General features: G+C 76.7%; 2 protein-coding genes. Both read right to left on the bottom strand.

Going from position 1 to position 20325, the window contains the following annotated elements:
* Window positions 1-12 precede the first annotated feature (12 nt).
* Complete coding sequence (locus QC029_RS04460) at window positions 13-18765, bottom strand: non-ribosomal peptide synthetase (protein ID WP_279554038.1); 18753 nt, start codon at window positions 18763-18765, stop codon at window positions 13-15.
* Between the two features lie 144 nt (window positions 18766-18909).
* Complete coding sequence (locus QC029_RS04455) at window positions 18910-20259, bottom strand: serine hydrolase (protein ID WP_279554037.1); 1350 nt, start codon at window positions 20257-20259, stop codon at window positions 18910-18912.
* Window positions 20260-20325: the final 66 nt, after the last annotated feature.

Raw genomic sequence — 20325 nt, 5'->3', positions numbered from 1 at the left:
GTCGTCCGGTCCTCACCGTTCGTCGTGGTCGCTGTCGCCGCGTGCGGCGTCTTCGAGTTCGAGTTCGCTCAGCACCTGCTCCTCCACCAGCTCCGCCAGGGCGGCGACGGTGCGGGAGACCAGGACGTCGCGGGGCGTGAGGCTCACGCCGAAGGCGTCGTTGGCGCGTGAGGCGATGCGCAGGGCGCGCAGGGAGTCGCCGCCGAGGGAGAAGAAGTCGTCCTCCGCGCCCACGGGCGTGCTCAGGGACTCCTCCCAGATGGCGGCCATGGCCTCCTCGGTGGGGGTGCGGGGGGCCACGTGGTCCGCCGCCTCCCCCTCGTCCGGTGCGGGTGCGGGCAGGGCGGCCCGGTCGGTCTTGCCGTTCTCGGTGAGCGGGAAGCGCTCCAGCACGACGAACGCCGAGGGGACCATGTGCCCGGGCAGGGCGCGGGCGGCGAGCGCCCGCAGCTCCGCGGCGGACGGCGCCTGCGCGTCCGGCGCGGCGAGCAGGTGGGCCACCAGGCGCGGCAGCCCCGGCTCGTCCTCCCGTACGGTCACCACGGCGTCGAGGACGGCCGGGTGGCGCTCCAGGACCGCCTCGACCTCGCCCGCCTCGATCCGGTGGCCGCGCAGCTTGAGCTGGTGGTCGGTGCGGCCCAGGTAGTGCAGCTCGCCGCGGTGGTCGCGCCGCACCAGGTCGCCGGTGCGGTACATGCGGCTGCCGGGCGGCCCGAACGGGTTCGCCGTGAAGCGGGACGCGGTCAGGCCCGGCCGGTTCAGGTAGCCGCGGGCCAGCGCGGGGCCGCTCAGCCACAGCTCGCCCGCCACGCCGTCGGCGACCGGCCGCAGCCGCGCGTCCAGGACGTAGGCGCCGGTGGCGGGCAGCGGGCGCCCGATGGGCGGCGCCGTGCCCTCCGGTTCCAGGGGGGCCGACCAGGTGGCGACGACCGTGGCCTCGGTGGGCCCGTAGGAGTTGACCATCCGGTGGTGCGGTGCCCAGCGGGCGACCAGGTCGGCGCCGCACGCGTCGGCTCCGACCACCAGGGTCGTGAGGTCCGGCAGGGTGCCGGGGGTGTCCGGCGGCAGGGTGGCGAGCGCGGCCGGCGGCAGCAGGGTGTGGGTGACGCGCTCGTCCCGCAGGACGTCCGCCAGCTCCGCGCCGAGCAGCGGGCCGGGCGGCGGCACGACCAGGCGGGCCCCGTTCGGCAGGGACATGCACAGCTCCAGCACCGAGGCGTCGAAGCTCGGCGTGGCGAAGGCCAGGACCCGGTCGCCGGGGCCCACCCGGTAGTGCTCGGCCTCGGCCGCGGCGAAGTCCGCCAGGCCCCGGTGGGTGACGACCACGCCCTTGGGGGTGCCGGTGGAGCCCGAGGTGTAGATGACGTAGGCCGGGTCGTCCAGGTCCAGCGGGCGGACGCGGTCGGCGTCGGTGGGCCGGTGCTCCGGCGCGCCGTCCGGCTCGGCCGCGAGCAGGCCGGCGACCTCCCCGGCGTCGAGGGTCACGGCGGGTGCCGCGTCGCGCAGCATCAGCGCGATCCGCTCGTCGGGGTAGCCGGGGTCCACCGGCAGGTACGCGGCGCCCGCCTTGGCCACCGCGAGTTGGGCGAGGACCATGTCCGCCGAGCGCGGCAGGACCAGCGCGACGATGTCGCCGGGGCCCGCGCCCCGGGCGATGAGCCGGTGCGCCAGGCGGTTCGCCCGCGCCTCCACCTCCGCGAAGGACAGCAGCAGGCCGGGTGCGCTCAGCGCCGGTGCCGACGGATGGCGGTCCACCGCGGCCTCGACCAGCGCGGGCAGGGTCGCCGGGGGCACCGGCCGCGACTGCGGGCGCGCGGGCCCCCGCAGCAGCCGCTCCCGCTCCCGCGGCGGCAGCACGTCGACCGCGTCCAGGCGGGCGGCGTCCTCCGAGGCGGCCAGGGCCCGCAGGGTGTGCAGCGTCTGGTCGGCCAGCGAGCGGGCGGTGGCCTCCTCGAAGTACCGCGGGTCGTAGCCGAGTTCGACGCCCAGCCGGTCGCCGGGCGAGACCACCACGGTGAGCGGGTAGTTGGTGGCCTCCCGGGCGTCCAGCTCCCGCACCCGCACGCCGTGCGCGCCGGCCGTCGCGTCGCCGACCGGGTAGTTCTCGAAGACCAGCAGGCTGTCGAACATCGCCGTCCCGGCGGGCAGCCCGCTCCACTCGTGCAGGTCCGTCAGCGGCACGTGGTCGAACCGGCGGTCCTCGGCCCGCGCGGACTGCACCTCGCGCAGCCACGCGTCGCAGCGCGCGCCGCCGTCCACGGTGACCCGCGCGGGCAGGGTGGTGATGAACAGGCCGGTGATGGTGTCGGCGCCGGGCAGGTCCGCGGGCCGTCCGGAGACGGTCGTGCCGAAGCACACCTCCCGCTCGCCGCTCCAGCGCGACAGCAGCAGGGCCCAGGCCCCCTGCACCACGGTGTTGAGGGTGAGGCGGTGGCGGCGGGCGAAGTCCTGGAGCCGTTCGGTCTCGGACTCCTCCAGCCACTGCGACAGCCAGGTCCCGGAGCGGACCGCGGCGCCCTGGGCGGGCCGGCGGTCGTAGGGCAGCGCCGTGGGAGCGGTCAGGTCCGCGAGGGCCTTCCTCCAGTGCTCCTCGGCCCGTGCGGTGTCGCGGGCGGCCAGCCAGGCGGCGTAGTCCGCGAACGGCCGGCGGTCCGGCAGCCGCGGCTCGGTCCCCCCGGCGAGCGCGGCGTGGCACGCCATGACGTCCGACAGCACGTGGAAGACGCTCCACCCGTCCAGCAGCACGTGGTGGAAGGTCCACACCACCCGCACCTCGTCCGGGCCGAGCCGGATCAGCGCGACGCGCAGCAGCGGCGCGCTGTCCAGGGCGATGCCGCGGGCCCGGTCACCGGCGAGCAGCCGCTCCAGCTCCGCGTCGCGCTCCCCCTGCGTCAGGGCGCTCCAGTCGTGCTCGGTGACGGGCAGCGTGACGCCGCGGCGCACGGTCTGGAGCGGGACGGGCACCCCGCGCAGCACCACGGCGGTGCGCAGCACGGGGGTGCGGTCGACCACCTGCTGCCAGGCCGCGGCCAGCAGGCGGGTGTCGCGCACCCCGTCCACCACGAACGTGATCTGCTCGACGTACAGCCCCTGGCCGGGCTCGTCCATGCCGTGGACGACCATGCCGGTCTGGGTGGGGGTGAGCGGATAGACGTCGACCACCTCGCGGCCGGTGCCCACCAGCCGGTCGACGGCCGCCTGGTCCAGCGGGGCCAGCGGAAAGTCCGACGGGGTGCGGCCCCCGGCGCCGGGCCGGGAGCAGTGCCGCACGATCTCCCGCAGCTCGTCGGCCATCTCGGCCGCCAGCCGGGCGACGGTGTCGCGCCGGTGCACCTCCCGCGAGTACGACCAGGTGAACTCCAGCCGCTTGTCGGAGACCTGGCCGACGACGTCGATGAGGTGCGGCCGGTCCGCCGCGCGGTCCATGCCGCCCGCCAGCGGACCGCACGGCGCGTGCAGCAGGCCGTCCGCGGCCACGTTCCAGTCCTGCTGCCCGAGGTAGTTGAAGCCGATCTGCGGGAGGTCCGGCAGCCGCGGCCCGGTCTCGGGACGCAGGTGGCGCAGGGCGCCGTAGCCCAGGCCGTTCCGCGGTACGGCCCGCAGGCCCTCCTTGACGGACTTCAGCGCGGCCCCGGTGTCCGCGCCCCGGGGGACCTCCAGCGCGACGGGGAACATCGTGGTGAACCAGCCGACCGTCCGCGCGAGGTCGACGTCGTCGAACAGCTCCTCCCGGCCGTGGCCCTCCAGCGCCACCAGCACCCGGTCCCGGCCCGTCCAGCGCGCCAGGACCCGGCCCAGGGCGCACAGCAGGACGTCGTTGACGCGGGTGCGGTAGGCGTCCGGCACGTCCTGGAGCAGCCGGCGCGTCTCCTCGCTGTCCAGGCCGACCGTCAGCGTCTCCTCGCAGGCCGCGGTGTTGTCCCCGGAGAGGTCGGTCGGCAGGCCGCCGTCGCCCTCCAGGGACCGCCAGTGGGCGAGTTCGTCGTCGAAGCCGCCGGCCGCGGTGTGCGCGGCGAGCCGCTGCGCCCACGAGCGGAAGGAGGTGGTCTTCGGCCCGAGGTCCACGCGTTCCCCGGCCCGCAGCGCCCGGTAGGCGGCGTCCAGGTCCTCCAGGATCACGCGCCAGGACACCGCGTCCACCACCAGATGGTGGGCGGCCAGCAGCAGGACCGGCCGCCGGGCGTCACCCGTGCGGCACAGCGCGGCCTTCAGCAGCGGCCCGGCGCGCAGGTCGAACCCGGCGCACAGGCCGTCGGCCAGTTCGCGCAGGGCCGCGTCGGTGCCGTCCGGGGCGTCCCCGGGCGGCTCGGGCAACTCGTGCGTCTCCAGGTGCGGCTCGGCGCCGGGCGCGGTGCCCCACTGGCGCCACCGCCCGCCGCCGGCGGGCTCGAACCGCAGGCGCAGCGCGTCGTGGTGCTCCAGCACCGCGGCCAGGGCGGTGCGCAGCAGCGCCTCGTCGGTGTCGGCGGCCAGGTGGAAGGAGAGCGCCTGGGTGAAGCGCGCCGGGTCGCCGGTGAGGGTGTCGAACAGCCAGTGCTGGACGGGGGTGAGGGGCGCCTCGCCCACCACCGGGCCCTGTTCGGCGGTGCTCACCGGGGCCGGCAGGTCCTCGGCCGCCACGGCCAGTTCGGCGACGGTCTGGTGGAGGAAGAGGTGCCGGGGCGTCAGCGCGAAGCCGGCCCGGCGGGCGGCGGAGACGATCTGGATGCCGAGGATCGAGTCGCCGCCGAGCGTGAAGTAGTTGTCCTCCGCGCCCACTTCGGGCACGCCCAGCACCTCGGACCAGATCGCGGCGAGCGTCCTCTCGGTGGCGGTGCGCGGCGGACGGTCGCCGCCGGTGGCCGGGGCGGTCCACACGGGTTCGGGCAGCGCGCGCCGGTCCAGTTTGCCGGTGGCCCCGAGCGGCAGCCGCTCCAGCGGCACCACGACCGCCGGGACCAGGTGGTCGGGGAGCGTGCGCGCGAGGAAGGCGCGCAGCTCGGCGGGGTCCGGGGCGTCCGCGCCGCCGGGCACGGCGTAGCCCACCAGCCTCCGGTGGCCGTCGTGCTCCACCACCCGGGCGGCGGCCGCCGACACCCGCGGGTGCCGGGCCAGCGCGGCCTCGACCTCGCCGAGCTCGATGCGGAAGCCGCGCACCTTGACCTGGTCGTCGGAGCGGCCGAGGTAGATCAGCTCGCCCCGCGCCGTCCAGCGCGCCAGGTCGCCGGTGCGGTACATGCGGCTGCCGGGCGGCCCGAACGGGTCGGGGAGGAAGCGAGACGCGGTCAGGCCGGGCCGGCCCAGGTAGCCGCGGGCCACGCCCGTCCCGGCGAGGTACAGCTCGCCGGGCGCCCCGGCGGGCACCGGGCGCAGCCGGGAGTCCAGGACGTAGGCGCGGGCGCCGCCGACGGGCCTGCCGATCGGGGGGACGCGGTCGGGGTCCGCGGGATCGCAGGGCCAGGCGGTGGCGTAGACGGTGGCCTCGGTGGGGCCGTAGATGTTCATCACCCGGCAGCCGGGCACCGCCGCGCGCACCTGGCGGACGGTGCGGGCGGGCAGCCCCTCGCCGGCCAGGACGACGGTGTCCGCCGTGACGTGGACGGTGTCCTCCGCCAGCAGCCTGCCGAGGGCGGAGGGGACCGCGCTGAGCAGTCCCGCACGCCACGGGCCGGGGCGCTCGGCGAGGGCGAGCAGGTCGCGGACGACCTCGACGCATCCGCCCGCGAGCAGCGGCGAGAGGATCTCGAACACCGACACGTCGAAGTTGAGCGAGGTGGAGGCCACCACGTGGGCGAGCCCCCGGTCGCCGAACTCCTCCGCGGCCCAGCCGGTCAGCGCCACCACCGACCCGTGGGCGACCACGACGCCCTTGGGACGGCCGGTGGAGCCGGAGGTGTGGATGACGTAGGCGGGGTGGTCGGGCAGCAGGGGACCGCGCCGTTCGCCGTCCCCGACGTCGGCGGCGGACGCGGCGGCCAGGCGCTCGGCGCACGCGGGATCGTCCAGGACGATGCGCGTGAACGGCCCCTCCGGCAGCCGGCCGTCCGTCTCCGTGCTCGTCACCACGGCGTCGGGCCGCACGTCCTCGAAGAGGAACGCGATGCGCTCGGCCGGGTACCCGGGGTCCACCGGGAGGTAGGCGGCGCCGCTCTTGAGGACCGCCAGCATCGCCACGACCAGGTCGGCCGTGCGCGGCAGCGCCAGTGCGACGAACCGCTCGGGGCCGGCGCCGGCGCCGATGAGCAGCCGGGCCAGCCGGTTGGCGCGCTCGTCGAGCTGCCGGTAGGTGAGCCGCTCCGCGCCGGCCAGCACGGCCGGGGCGTCCGGGGTGCGGGCGGCCTGCTCCCGGAAGGCCTCGGGCAGGGTGCGGCGCGGCGTCCGCGCCACCGGTCCGCCGAACCGTTCGAGGAGGTCGCGTCCCTGTGCCGGATCCACCAGCGGCAGGTCGGCCAGGCACCGGTCCGGGTCGGTGGCCATCTCCGTCAGCAGCGTCCGCAGGCTCGCGCCGAGCCCCTCGACCGTGGCTGCGTCGAAGGCCGCGGGGTCGTAGTCCAGGTTGACCGACAGGGTCTCGCCGGGGGCGACCACCACGCTGAGCGGGTAGTTGGTCGGCTCCAGGTCGCGTTCCTGCTCGATGGCCAGCCCGAGCCGGGCCAGGGCGCCGCCGTCGAAGGGGTAGTTCTCGAAGACCACGATGCTGTCGAACAGGTTCGTCCCGCCCGGCACCTCGCTCCAGGTCTGGAGCTGGGCGAGGGAGACGAACTCGTGGCGCCGGGACTCCGACTGCGCGGCCTGGAGCTCGCGCAGCCACTCCAGCAGACCGCGCCGCCCGTCGATCCGGGCCCGCGTGGGCAGGGTGTTGATGAACAGCCCGACCATCGACTCCACGCCCGGCAGCTCGGCCGGGCGGCCGGAGACGGTGGTGCCGAACACCACGTCGTCGCCGCCTCCGTAGCGGGACAGCAGCAGCGCCCAGGCGCCCTGCATCACGGTGTTGACGGTCAGCCCCGCCCGCTGCGCCGTCTCCCGCAGCCGCGCCGACAGCCCGGCGTCGAGCCTCACCACGACCGATCCCGACGAGGAGGTGCGGTGCGCCTCGGCGGGGCGGCGGTCCCGGGGCAGTTCGGTGGGGACGGCGAAGCCGGCCAGCACCTCGCGCCAGTACCGCTCCGCCCGCGCGGTGTCGCGCCCCTCCAGCCAGCGCAGGTAGTCGCCGAAGGGGGCGCGGTCGGGAAGCCGCGGGCGGCGCCCGGCGGTCAGCGCCGCGTACCGCTCGCACGCCTCGTCGAACACCTGGGCCGCGCTCCACCCGTCGAGCAGGACGTGGTGGAAGGTCCACACCATCCGCACCCGGTCCGGGGACAGCCGGATCAGCGTCAGCCGCATCAGCGGCGCCGCGGTCAGGTCGATGCCGGCGTCCCGGTCCTCGGCGAGCAGCGCGTCGAGTTCCCGTTCGCACCGCTCGGCCGGCCACCCGGACCAGTCGTGGTGGACGACCGGCACGGTGGCCCGGCGCTGGACGACCTGGAGCGGCTCGGCGGTCTCCTGCCACACCAGCCGGGTGCGCAGCATCGGGTTGGCGTCCGCCGTCCGCTGCCACGCCTCGGCGAGGGCGTGCGGGTCGGTGACGCCGGACAGCACCAGCTGCGCCTGGTTGACGTAGGTGCGGGAGTCGGGGTCCATGAGGCTGTGGAAGAGCATGCCCGCCTGCATCGAGGTCAGCGGGTAGAGGTCCGCGACCTCACGGCCGTCGCCGACGACCCGGTCCACGGTCGCCTGGTCCACGCGGGCCAGCGGGAAGTCCGACGGCGTGCGGCCGCCGGCGTCCGGGCGGGCGCAGTGGGCGACGATGTCCTCCAGCGCCCGCAGCATGCCGGCCGCGAGGCGGGCGACCGTCTCCTCCCGGTGCAGTCCGTCGCTGTAGTGCCAGGTGATCTCCAGGCGGTCGTCCTCGACGCGGGCCACCACGTCCAGCAGGTGCGGGCGCTCCGCTTCGGGCGCCTCCGCGCCGCCCAGGCCGCCGGGCACCGAGTGCACCAGCTCGCCGCCGTCGGCGGACCAGTCGAAACGTCCCAGGTAGTTGAAGCTGATGTCGGGCGACGGCGCGCCCTCGAGCCGGCCGTCCCGGGCCAGGTACCGCAGGGCGCCGTAGCCCAGGCCGCGGTCCGGTACGGACCGCAGCTGCTCCTTGACGGCCTTCAGCGCGGTGCCCCAGTCCCCCTCCGGCACCTGGAGGGCGACCGGGAACAGGCTGGTGAACCAGCCGACCGTGCGGGACAGGTCGATGTCGTCGAAGAGCTGGTCCTCGCGGCCGTGGCCCTCCAGGCCGACGGCGACGGTGCGCCGCCCGGTCCACTCGGCCAGCACCCGTCCGAGGGCGGTCAGCAGCACGTCGTCGATGCGCGTGCGGTAGACGCCGGGCACCTTCCGCAGCAGCTCGTCGGTGCGCCGCCGGTCCAGGCGGACGGTCACCTCGTTCAGGTCGGCCGCGGTGTTGCCGCCGCCGGAGTCCACCGGCAGCGGCTCGGCGCAGTGCCGGGCCACCGTCTCCCAGTGGTCGCGCTGTGCGGCGAAGCCGCCGGCCGCGGCGTGGGCGCGCAGCCGCCGCGCCCACTCCCGGACGGAGGTGGTGCGGGCCGGCAGGCGCACCGGTTCCCCGGCCCGTGCCTGCCGGTAGGCGGTCTCCAGGTCCTCCAGCAGGACGCGCCAGGAGACGCCGTCGACCACCAGGTGGTGCACGGCCAGCAGCAGCCGGGCGGGCCGGGCGCCGGTGGCGGTGAACAGCCGGGCGGTGAGCAGCGGGCCGCTCTCCAGCCGGAAGGCGGTGTGCGCCGCGGCCGAGACGCGGGCCTCGGTCTCCTCGGCCGCCGCCGCGTCCAGCCCGGTGAGGTCGCAGACCTCCAGCAGCTCGGGCGCCTCCGCGTCCGGGTCCGCGCAGTCCTGGCGCCACGTCCCGTCGTCCTGCCGCACGAAGCGGGACCGCAGGGCGTCGTGGTGCGCCCACAGGGCGGCCAGGGCACGGCGCAGGGCGTCGAGGTCGGGGTTGGGGCCGGAGCCGGGGCCGCCGGGCGTCTCCACGACAACGGACTGGTTGAGGAACTCCGGGCGCCGCGGCCCGGGGTCGAGGAACCAGTGCTGGATGGGGGTGAGCGGGACCTCCCCGGCCACCGGCCCGGTCCCGGCGACGGGCGCGGCGGTGCCGGTGGCGGCGGCCAGTGCGGCGACGGTGGGGTGTCGGAACAGGTCCCGGGGGGTCAGCGCGAGGCCGGCGGCCCGGGCCCGGGAGACGACCTGGATGCTGAGGATGGAGTCGCCGCCCAGCATGAAGAAGTTGTCGTCCGCCCCGACCCGCTCCACACCGAGCAGGTCCGCCCAGATCCCGCTGAGGATCCGCTCGGCCTCGGTGCGCGGCGCGCGGTACGCGGCGTCGCCGGCCGACGACCAGTCGGGGGCGGGCAGCCGGCGCCGGTCCACCTTGCCGTTGGCCGTCAGGGGCAGTTCCGGCACCGTGACGAACGCGGCGGGCAGCATGTAGTCGGGCAGTTCGGCCGACAGGTGGGCGCGCAGCTCGGCCGCGGGCGGCAGGGTCGCGGCCGGGGCCGGCACGAGGTGGGCGGCCAGGCGCTTGCGGCCGGCGTGCTCGTACACCGACACCACCGCTTCGGCGACGGCCGGATGGGCGGTGAGCCGGGCCTCGATCTCGGCGGGCTCGATGCGGAATCCGCGGATCTTGATCTGGTCGTCCGCGCGTCCCACGAAGTGCAGTTCGCCGTCGGCGCTCCACCGCACGATGTCGCCGGTGCGGTACATCCGCCCGCCGGGCGGGCCGAACGGGTCGGCCAGGTAGCGTGCCGCGGTCGCGCCGGGCCGCCCGGTGTAGCCGCGGGCCAGTCCGGCTCCGGCGATGTACAGCTCACCGGGGACGCCCGGCGGCTGGGGCTGGAGCGCGCCGTCCAGCACGTACACGCGCGTGTTGTCCAGCGGCCGTCCGATGGGCAGCACCGCGGGCAGCGGATCGCCGGAGCGGAAGGCCCGCCGGGTGGCGAAGGTGGTGGTCTCGGTCGGGCCGTAGCCGTCGACGACGGTGAGGCCGGGGCAGGCGTCCAGGACACGGCGCACCACCGCGCCGGGGACGGCCTCGCCCCCGGTCCACACCTCCGTCGCGCCGCGCAGGCAGGCGGGGTCCTCCTGGGCGAGGAGGCGGAACAGGCCCGCGGTCAGCCAGAGGCTGCGCACGCCCTGTTCGGTGATCGCGCGGCGCACGGCGGCGGCGTCCAGCTCCGACGGCGGCGCGAGCACGGCCGTCCCGCCGCGCAGCAGCGGCACCCACAGCTCGTAGGTGGAGGCGTCGAAGGCGTGCGGGGAGTGCACCAGGACCCGGTCGTGCCCGGCGAAGGCGCGGTCGAGGGCGAGGGCGGCCACGTCCCGGTGGCGCACCGCGACGCCCTTGGGGACGCCGGTGGAGCCGGAGGTGAACATCAGGTACTGGACGTTGTCCGGGTGCACCCCGGGGACGGCCGCGCGCTCCGGGCCGGGCGGCGGGGCGTCACCGTCGCGGTCGCCGGCGCGGTCGCCGGCGTCCGGGCGCAGGACGTCCCCGCCGGGCAGCACGGCACGGGCCGTCTCCTCCCAGACGGCGTCGGTGAGCAGCAGGTCCGCGCCGGCCTCGGCCAGCATCCGCCGCAGCCGCTCGCGCGGCGCCCTGCCGTCCAGGGGGACGTAGACGCCGCCGGTGCGGGCGAGGGCGATCTGGGCGACGACGAGGGCGACCGAGCGGTCCATCAGCACGCCCACCGGGCGTTCCGCCGCCACTCCGAGCGCGGCCAGCCGGGCGGCCAGTGCCGCCGCCCGGCCGTCCAGCTCCCGGTAGGTGAGGCGCTCGCCGTCCGCCTCCAGGGCGACGGCTCCGGGCGTGCGCCGCACCTGCTCGGCGAAGAGGTCCGCCACCGTGGCCTCGGGCGTGTCGGCGGCCGTGTCGTTCCACGCGTGGAGCACCTGGTCGCGGCGGGCGGCCGTCAGCAGCGGCAGCCGCGCGGGCGGGCGCTGCGGTCCGGCGGCCATGCCCTCCAGCAGGACGGTGAGGTACTCGGCCATCCGCTCGGCGGTGGCGGCGTCGAACAGCTCCGGGTCGTAGCCCAGCCGCAGGGTCAGCTCCGCGCCCGGGTAGGCCACCAGGCTGAGCGGGTAGTTGGTGGTCTCGATGCCGTCCAGGCCGCTCAGCCGCAGCCCGTGCGCGGCGGCGAGGCCGTCGTCGACGGGGTAGTTCTCGAAGACGACGATGCTGTCGAACAGGGCGGTGCGCTCGGGAAGGCCGGTGAACGCCTTCATCCGGGTCAGCGGCACGTAGTCGAAGCGCCGGTCCTCGCTCTGCTCCTGCTGCAGCCGGCGCAGCCAGTCGAGCAGGGTCCCGTCGCGCGGCACCGCGACGCGGGTGGGCAGGGTCGCGATGAACAGGCCGGTCATGGCCTCGGCGCCCGGCAGCTCGGGGGGCCGTCCGGACACGGTGGTGCCGAAGACCACCTCGTCCCTGCCCGCCTGACGGCTCAGCAGCAGCGTCCACGCGCCCTGCACGAGGGTGTTGACGGTCAGGCCGGCCGACCTGGCCAGGCCCTCCAGCGCCCGGGTGGCGGCCTCGGGCACCGTGACGCGGACCGCCCGCGTGGACTCCGCGCGGTGGGTCTCGCGCGGCTCGCGGTCGTAGGGCAGCGCGGTGGCCTCGGTCAGGCCAGCGAGGCGGTCCCGCCAGTGCCGCTCGGCCTCCGTCCAGTCGCGGTCGCGCAGCCAGGCCACGTAGTCCCGGAACGGGTGCCGGACGGGCAGGGCCTCGTCCACCGCGGCGCCGTCCGCCCCGGCGGGGCCGCGCAGCAGCGCGTGGCAGGCGAAGACGTCGGACAGCACCTGGAACAGGCTCCAGCCGTCCAGGACCAGGTGGTGGAAGGACCACACCACCCGCACGCCGCCGTCGGAGACGCGGGCGAGCACCAGGCGCTGGAGCGGGGCCCGCGTCAGGTCGACGCCGCGCTCGCGGTCCCGGTCCAGGAGTTCGCGCAGGCGGCTGTCCCGCTCGTCCTCGGACAGGCCGCGCCAGTCCAGGTGGGTGACCGGCACGGGGGCGTGGCGCCGCACCACCAGCAGCGGTTCGGCCACGTCCTGCCACACGACGCTGCCGCGCAGCACGGGGGTGCGGTCCGAGACCCGCTGCCAGGCCGCCGCCAGCACGGCGGGGTCGGGCACGCCGTCCAGGAGGAAGGTCAGCTGCTGGAAGTAGACGCCGCGGTCGTCCTGGGCGAGCCCGTGGAAGAGCATGCCGGCCTGGGTGGGCGTGAGCGGGTGGACGTCCTCCACCGCGCCGGGGTCGTCGCCCATCAGCCGGTCGACGGCCGCCTGGTCGAGCCGGGCCAGCGGGAAGTCCGACGGGGTGCGCCCCGCGGCGCCCGGCCGGGCGGCGTGCCGGGCGATGCCCGCCAGCGCGTCGGTGAACCGTCCGGCCAGCTCGGCGACGGTCGCCTCCCGGTGCAGCCGGTCCGAGTAGAACCAGGTGAACTCCAGCGCGTCGCCGTCCAGGCGCCCCACGACCTCCAGGGCGTGCGGGCGCAGCGCCTCCGGGTCGGCGTCCAGCTCCAGGGGGCGGAACGGGCCGCGGTACAGGCCGTCCGGCCCGTCCGGCAGCGCGAACCGGCCCAGGTAGTTGAAGCTGATCTGCGCGGCCGGCGTCCGGGGCGCCGCCCCGTCCCGGCCCAGGTAGCGCAGGGCCTCGTGGCCCAGGCCGTTCCGGGGCACCGCCCGGAGCTGCTCCTTGACCTCCTTGAGCGCGGTGTCCCAGTCCGCTCCCGGCGGAACGGCCAGGGCGACGGGGTGGCGGGTGGTGAACCAGCCGACCGTACGGCTGGTGTCGACGTCGGCGAACAGCTCCTCGCGGCCGTGCCCCTCCACGTCCACCACCACCCGGCCGTGCCCGGTCCACTCGCACAGCACCCGGCCCAGGGCGCTGAGCAGCGCGTCGTTGGCCCGGGTGCGGTAGGTGTCCGGCAGGGTGCGGAGCAGGGCCGAGGTGTCCTCGGGGGTGAGGCGCGCGGTCACGGAGCGGGCCGAGGCGTAGGTGTTGGCGCCCGCCAGGTCCGTCGGCAGCGCCGTCCCGGCGCCCGCGGTCGCCCGCGACCAGTACGCCGCCTCGTCCTCGAAGCCGCCCTCGGCGGCGTGCGCGGCCAGGCGCCGGGCCCAGTGCCGCAGCGGCGAGGACTTCGGCGGCAGCGCCGCCGCCCCGTCGCGGCCGTCGCGGCGGGCGCGGTAGGCCCGGTCGAGGTCCTCCAGCAGGACCCGCCAGGAGACCCCGTCGACCACCAGGTGGTGGACGGACAGGTGCAGGACGCGGGGCCGGCCGTCCCCCCGGTCGTGGAGCACGGCGCGCAGCAGCGGTCCGCGGTCCAGGTCGAAGGGGCCCAGGTGGGGCGCGTCGGTGTCGGGGCCGGTGTGGCGCGCCAGGCCGAGCCGGGGCGCCCGGTCGTCGATGTGCCACCGGACGCCCGCGGCTCCGGTGCCGCCGGCGTCGCCGACGGTGAAGCGGGAGCGCAGCGCGTCGTGGTGGGCGGCCACGTCGTTGAGGGCGTCCTCCAGCGCCGCCGCGTCCACCGCGTCGGTCAGTTCCACCGACAGCGTCTGGGCGTAGCGGCCGGCCCGTTCGGCGGCGCTGTCGAACAGCCAGTGCTGGATGGGCGTCAGCGGTGCCGGGCCGGTGGCCGGCACGAGGGCCGGGGAGGCGGGCCGCCCGCCCCGCGCGGCGTCCGCGCACCGGGCGAGGGCGGCGACCGTCTGGTGCCGGTAGACGTCGCGGGACGTCACCGCCAGGCCCGCCTGCCGGGCCTGGGCCACCACCTGGATGCTGAGGATCGAGTCGCCGCCCAGCGCGAAGAAGTTGTCGTCCGCCCCGATCCGCTCGACGCCCAGGACGTCCGCCCAGATGGCGGCCAGCGTCCGTTCGGTGGGGGTGCGCGGCGGGACGTGGCGCACGGCGTGCCCGGCGGGTCCCGGGTCGGGGAGCCGGCCGCGGTCCAGCTTGCCGTTGGGGTTGAGCGGCAGGGCGTCCAGCACCGCGACGGCCTGGGGCACCATGTAGTCGGGCAGCGTGCGGCCCAGTGCCCGGCGCACCGCGTCCGGCTCCACCCGCGCTCCCGGAGCCGGGACGACGTAGCCGGCCAGGCGCCGGTGGCCGTCGCTCTCGCGGACGGCGGCCGCCGCCTCGGCGACGCCCTCGCAGCGCCGCAGCGCCTCCTCCACCTCGCCCAGCTCGATGCGGAAGCCGCGCACCTTGACCTGCTGGTCGATCCGGCCGAGGTACTCCAGTTCGCCGTCGTCGGTCCACCGCACCAGGTCCCCGGTGCGGTACATGCGGTCTCCCGGCGCGCCGAAGGGATCGGCGACGAACCGGCTCGCGGTCAGGCCCGGCCGGTTCAGGTAGCCGCGGGCCAGCCCGCCACCGCCGAGGTAGAGCTCTCCCGTCACCCCCGGGGGCTGCGGGCGCAGCAGGCCGTCCAGGACGTAGGCCCGGGTGCGGGCCACGGGTCTGCCGATCGGCGGGGACTGGTCGGGCACGGTGTCGCCGGCGAACCAGGCGGTGGCGTAGACGGTGGCCTCGGTCGGGCCGTAGATGTTGGCCACCTCGCAGGAGGGCATGGCCCGCCGCAGGTCGCGCAGGGTCTGCGCCGGCAGCGCCTCGCCGGCCAGCACGACCGTCTCCGCCTCGACGGCGGCGGTGCCCCCGGCGATCATCCGGGAGACCACCGACGGCACGCCGCTGACCAGACCGACCCGCCGCGGGCCCGGCGCGTCGGCGAGGGCCGGCAGGTCGGCGACCAGTTCGACGCAGCCGCCGGCCAGCAGGGGGCACAGCATCTCGAAGACCGAGACGTCGAAGTTGAGCGAGGTGGAGGCCACCACGTGCGCCAGCCGGCCGGGGCCGAACCGCTCCCCCGCCCAGGCCGCCAGCGCCGCCACGCTGCGGTGGGTGACCACCACTCCCTTGGGGCGGCCGGTCGAGCCCGAGGTGTAGATGACGTACGCCGGATGGTCGGGGTCCAGCGGCCGGACCCGGTCCGCGTCGGTCGGGTCCGTGTCGGGTGTCCCGGCGAGTTCGGCCGCGCGGTCCTCCAGGATCAGCGGGTCGGAGCCCTCGGGGAGCGCGTCCGCGGTCTCCCGGCTCGCCACGACGAGGGCGGGGGCGGCGTCGCCGAGCATGAGGCGGACGCGCTCGGCCGGGTAGCCCGGGTCCACCGGGAGGTATCCCGCACCCGACTTGAGCACCGCCCACAGCACCGGCAGGAGGTCGGCGGAGCGCGGCAGGCACAGCGCGACCAGCGTCTCCGGGCCCGCGCCGTGGGCCATCAGCAGCCGGGCGAGCCGGTTGGCGCGCCGGTTCACCTCCGCGTAGTCCAGCCGTTCCGGGCCGCAGACCACGGCGGTCCGGTCGGGGGTCCGGGCCGCCTGGGCCTCGAACAGCGCCGGCAGCGTCGTCCGCGGCGCGGCCTCCCCGGCGTCCCGGCCGGTGTCCGCGGGCGGGTTCCAGGCGTCCAGCAGCGTGCGCCGCTCGTCGTCCGACATCAGCGGCAGCTCGGCCAGCGTCCGGTGCGGGCCGTCCGCCATGCCCGCCAGCAGGCGGTGCAGGTGACGGCTCATCCGGGCCACGGTCCGCGCCTCGAACAGGTCCGTGTTGTACTCGACCGTCAGCTCGTACCCGCCGTCCGGGCGCGGCGCGAACTCCAGCACCAGGTCGAAGCGGGCGGCCGGACGGGGCAGCGGGTGCTCCTCGATCCGCAGCCCGGCGGCGCTCGGCGGATACGCCGGAGCGGTCTGCTGGACCACGAGCACCTGCACCAGCGGCGTGCGGCTGGGGTCCCGGGGCGGGGCCAGCTCCTCGACCACGCGGTCGAACGGCACGCCGTCGTGGGCGAAGGCGTCCAGCACGGTGGCGCGCATGGTCTCCACGAACCGGTCGACCGTGGCGGCGTCGTCCACCTCACCGCGCAGCACCACGGTGTTGGCGAAGAAGCCGGCCACCTCCTCCAGGTCCCGGCGGCCCCGTCCGTTGGTGACGGTGCCGAACGCCACGTCACGCTGCCCGGAGTACCGGGAGAACAGCACGGCCGCCGCCCCGGCGAACAGGGTGAAGACGGTCGTGCCGCGCCCTCCCGCCAGGCGCCGCAGCCCCTCGACCAGGTCCGCCGGGAGGCGGTGGCGGTGCGCCGCACCGCTGGTGGTGCGCACCGCCGGCCGGGGCCGGTCCGTGGGCAGTTCCAGTTGCTGCATCCCGGACAGGTGCCGCTTCCAGTAGGCGAGGTCCCCGGCGTCCCCGGCGTCCCCGGCACCCCTGGCGTCCCCGGATTCGTCGGCGTCCGCGGAACGCCGCCGCTGCTCCCACACGGCGAAGTCCGGGTACTGCACGGCCGGCGCGGGCAGGCCGTCCGGGTCCCCGGAGACCTCCGCGCGGTAGAGCGCGGCCAGGTCGCGGACCAGGATCCCCACCGACCAGCCGTCGGTGACGATGTGGTGCTGGGCCAGCAGCAGCAGGTGGTCGTCCTCGGCGCAACGGACCAGCAGGGCCCGGGTCAGCGGTCCCTTCGCCAGGTCGTAGGGGCGGCTCAGCTCCTCGGTCAGCAGGCGTTCGGCGGCCTCGGCGCGCCGGTCGTCGGGCAGCGTGCCGAGGTCGGCCGTGCGCAGCGGCAGCAAGGCGTCGCGGCCCACCCGCTGCACGCCCTGCCCGTCCACCGTGGCGAAGACGGTGCGCAGGGAGTCGTGGCGGGCGGCGAGCCGCTCCAGGGCGCGGCGCAGCGCACCGGTGTCCAGCGGTCCCCTCAGGCGCACCGCCACGCCGGTGTTGTACTCGGTGCCGCCCTCGGTGAGGTCGTCGAGGAACCACAGCCGCCGCTGCGCGCTGGACAGCGGAAGCGGCCGGTCGCGCGGGGCGGGCGTGATCGGGTCCGGCGCCGCGGCGGCGGACGGGTCCTCGAGCAGCGGGGCCAGGGCGGCGATCGTCCGCTCGGTGAACACGTCCCGTACCGACAGCCGGGCGCCCAGTTCGTCCCGGATCCGGGACAGCGTCCGGGCGGCGAGGATCGAGTCGCCGCCCAGGTCGAAGAAGTCGTCCTCCACGCCGACGGCGTCGACCGCCAGGACGTCCGCCCAGATGGCGGCCAGCGCCCGCTCACCGGGGGTGCGCGGCGGGACGTGGCCCGCGGCGGGCGCGCCGCCGGGTGCGGGCAGGGCCCGCCGGTCGATCTTGTTCTGCGGGGTGAGCGGCAGTTCGTCCAGGACGACGACGGCGGACGGGACCATGTGCGCGGGCAGGGCGGCGGCGAGCGCCGCGCGCAGCTCCCCGGGCTCCGGAGCCCGCCCCGGCTCGCCGGGCGTGACGTAGCCGACGAGCCGCTGCCGTCCCGGCTCGTCCTCGCGCACCACGACCACGGCCTCGCGGACGCCGGTGTGGCGGAGCAGGGCCGCCTCGATCTCCCCGGGCTCGATGCGGAAGCCGCGGACCTTCACCTGCCGGTCGAGGCGGCCGAGGAACTCGAGTTCGCCGCCGGCGCTCCGGCGCACCCGGTCGCCGGTGCGGTAGAGCCGGGCGCCGGGCGGCCCGAAGGGGTCGGCGACGAAGCGCGCGGCGGTCAGGCCCGGTCGGCCGAGGTAGCCGCGGGCCAGTCCGTCCCCGCCCACGTACAGTTCGCCGTCGGCGCCGGGCGGCACCGGCCGCATCGCCGCGTCCAGCACGTGCGCCCGCGTGCCGGGCAGCGGGGTGCCGATCGTCGGGGTGCCGCCCCCGGCGGACAGCGGCCCGGTCCAGGAGGCGACGATGGTGGCCTCGGTGGGCCCGTAGGAGTTGATCATGCGGCGCCCGGGCGCCCAGCGGTCGACGAGCCCCGCCGGGCAGGCCTCGGCCCCCACGATCAGCGTGCGCAGGTGGGGCGCGCCGCTGCCCTCGGCGGGATCGGGCAGGGTGGCGAGGGCGGCCGGCGGGATGAGGGCGTGGGTGATGCGGTGCTCGTCCAGGACGGAGGCGAGTTCGTCGCCCAGCCACGGTCCGTCCGGCGGCACGACGAGGGTCGCGCCGGACAGGACGGATATGCACAGCTCCAGGACCGAGGCGTCGAAGCTGGGCGAGGAGAACTGCAGCACCCGGTCGCCCGGGCCCACGGCGTACCGTTCGGCCGCGGCTCCGGCGAAGCCGCCGATGCCCCGGTGGGTGACCGTCACCCCCTTGGGCGTTCCGGAGGAGCCGGAGGTGTAGATCACGTACGCCGCGTGGTCCGCGTCCACCGCCGCGGGCCGGCTCGCGGCTCCGGGGTCGGCGCCCTCCCCCAGGACGTCGCGGACGCGGTCCAGGTCGTCGAGGACCACGGCGGGCGCGGCGTCGGCGAGCATCAGGGCGCGGCGCTCGGCGGGGTAGTCGGGGTCCACCGGCAGGAAGGCGGCACCCGCCCAGGCCACGGCCAGCTCCGCCGCGATCAGCTCCATCGAGCGCGGCAGGACCAGCGCCACCGTCCGGTCCGGTCCGGCCCCTCGCCGCACCAGGTCGTCGGCCAGGCGCCCGGCGCGCGCCGCCAGCTCCCGGTAGGACCAGGTCCTGCGGCCGTCGGTCACCGCGGGCGCCTGCGGCGTACGGGCCGCCCACGCGGCGAACAGCTCACCGAGCGGCCGGTGCGGCCCCGGACGGGCCGCGTCTCCTTCCGGAGCCGCGGCGGCGTTGTCGGCCCGCGGCAGGGGGGACGCCTGTACGGGCTTGTCGTGCAGGTCCGTCATGGGTGAAGTCCTTCGGAGCGGGGAGGGTGCGGTGCGTACGGGCATGGGCCGGCCCGGGGAGGCGGCGTGCGGGCCCACCGGAGCGGTGCGGTGGGCGTCCGCCTCCACGGGGACGGAGCGGTATGGGCGACGGCGCTTCGCGGGTCAGGCGGTGCCGGTGCGGCGGGCCGTACGGCCGGATATCTGCACGCGGTCGATGACCCCGGTGGCGGGGTCGCGGTGGAAGCGCCCGCCGGGCTCCCTGCGGCCGGTGGCCGGGTCGACCAGGTCGCAGGAGAGGTCCGGGTAGCAGACCAGCGGCACCGGGGAGTCGCCGTCCACGGACAGCGTCGGCGAGCCGTCCGCGCCCGCCTCGATCCGGTACTCGAGCGGGCCGTTGCGGTAGGTCCCGGCGCACCCGGGAAGGGAGACGGGGGCGCCCCGGTCCGCGGGAGCCGGAGCGATCGGCACCCGCACACCCGTGATCCGGGTGATGTCCTCGGCCAGGTCGCGCCACAGGGCGGTGGCGCCGCCGGAGTTGCCGGTGAAGGCGACCGCCGTGCCGCTGTCCGGCTCCACCCTCAGGTGGCAGGAGGTGCCCTGCGCGTTCCCGTCGTGGCCGTACCACCACCGTCCGTCCTGCCGGAACAGCGCCAGGCCCAGCCCCCAGGCGTCCGCCAGGACGCTCGGGCCGGCCCCCGGTTCCGGGCGGCGCATCCGTGCGGCGGTGGCGGGTGCCGGCACGGCGGACCGGCCGCTCAGCGCCCTCCCCAGTTCCACCAGGTCCAGGGCGCTCGCCAGCAGGGCGCCGGCCGGCGCCTCCACCGGGGCCAGGTTCTGGTGCGCGGGACGCACTCGGCCCGACGCCGTGTTGAGGGCGTGGCCGGCGGCGACCGGGCGGGCGGAGCGGGTGTCACCGAGGAAGGCGGGCACGGTGCCCAGCGGCTCCAGCAGCAGCACCCGGACGGCTTCCTGCCAGGGCATGCCCGTCACCGCCTCCACCAGCCGCCCGGCGGCCACGTAGCCGGCGTTGGAGTAGGAGAAGCCGGTCCCGGGCGCGAACAGCGCGTCCCGTGCGGTGCAGACCGTCGACAGGTAGCGGGAGGCGGTGGTGCCCGCGGCGGTGTCGGAGTCGGGTCCGGTCGGCAGGCCGCCGGTGTGGCTGAGCAGGTGCCGCACCGTCACCTCGGGTACTTCCCGCAGCTCGGGAAGGAACTCGACGGCGGGGTCGTCCGGGTCCAGGTCGCCGTCCTCGGCCAGGAGCATCACCGCGGCCGCCGTGTAGACCTTGGTGACGGATCCCAGCGGCACGGCCGTGTCCGCGGTGAACGGGGTGCCCGCGACGGCGTCGGCCGTCCCGGTGTGCACGCTCAGGACCTGCGCCCCGGTGTCCACGACCAGTTGGGCGCCGGGCACCCGGTGGACGCGGGCGAGGACGTCCATGCGGTCCTGTAACGCCTGGTGCGAGAGGGTCGGCCGCCGGTCGGTGACCGCGGCGCCGGTGGAGTACGGCATGAGAAGAGGACTCCCGATAGGTGTGACACAGGTGAAACGCTGGGGAAAGCGGCGGAGCGGCCCGCG

This window comes from Streptomyces sp. DH37 (assembly GCF_029813835.1).
In the GTDB taxonomy this organism is placed as follows: domain Bacteria; phylum Actinomycetota; class Actinomycetes; order Streptomycetales; family Streptomycetaceae; genus Streptomyces.
Note: the sequence above shows the minus strand (reverse complement) of the source record. Positions and strands in the feature narration are given on the sequence as shown.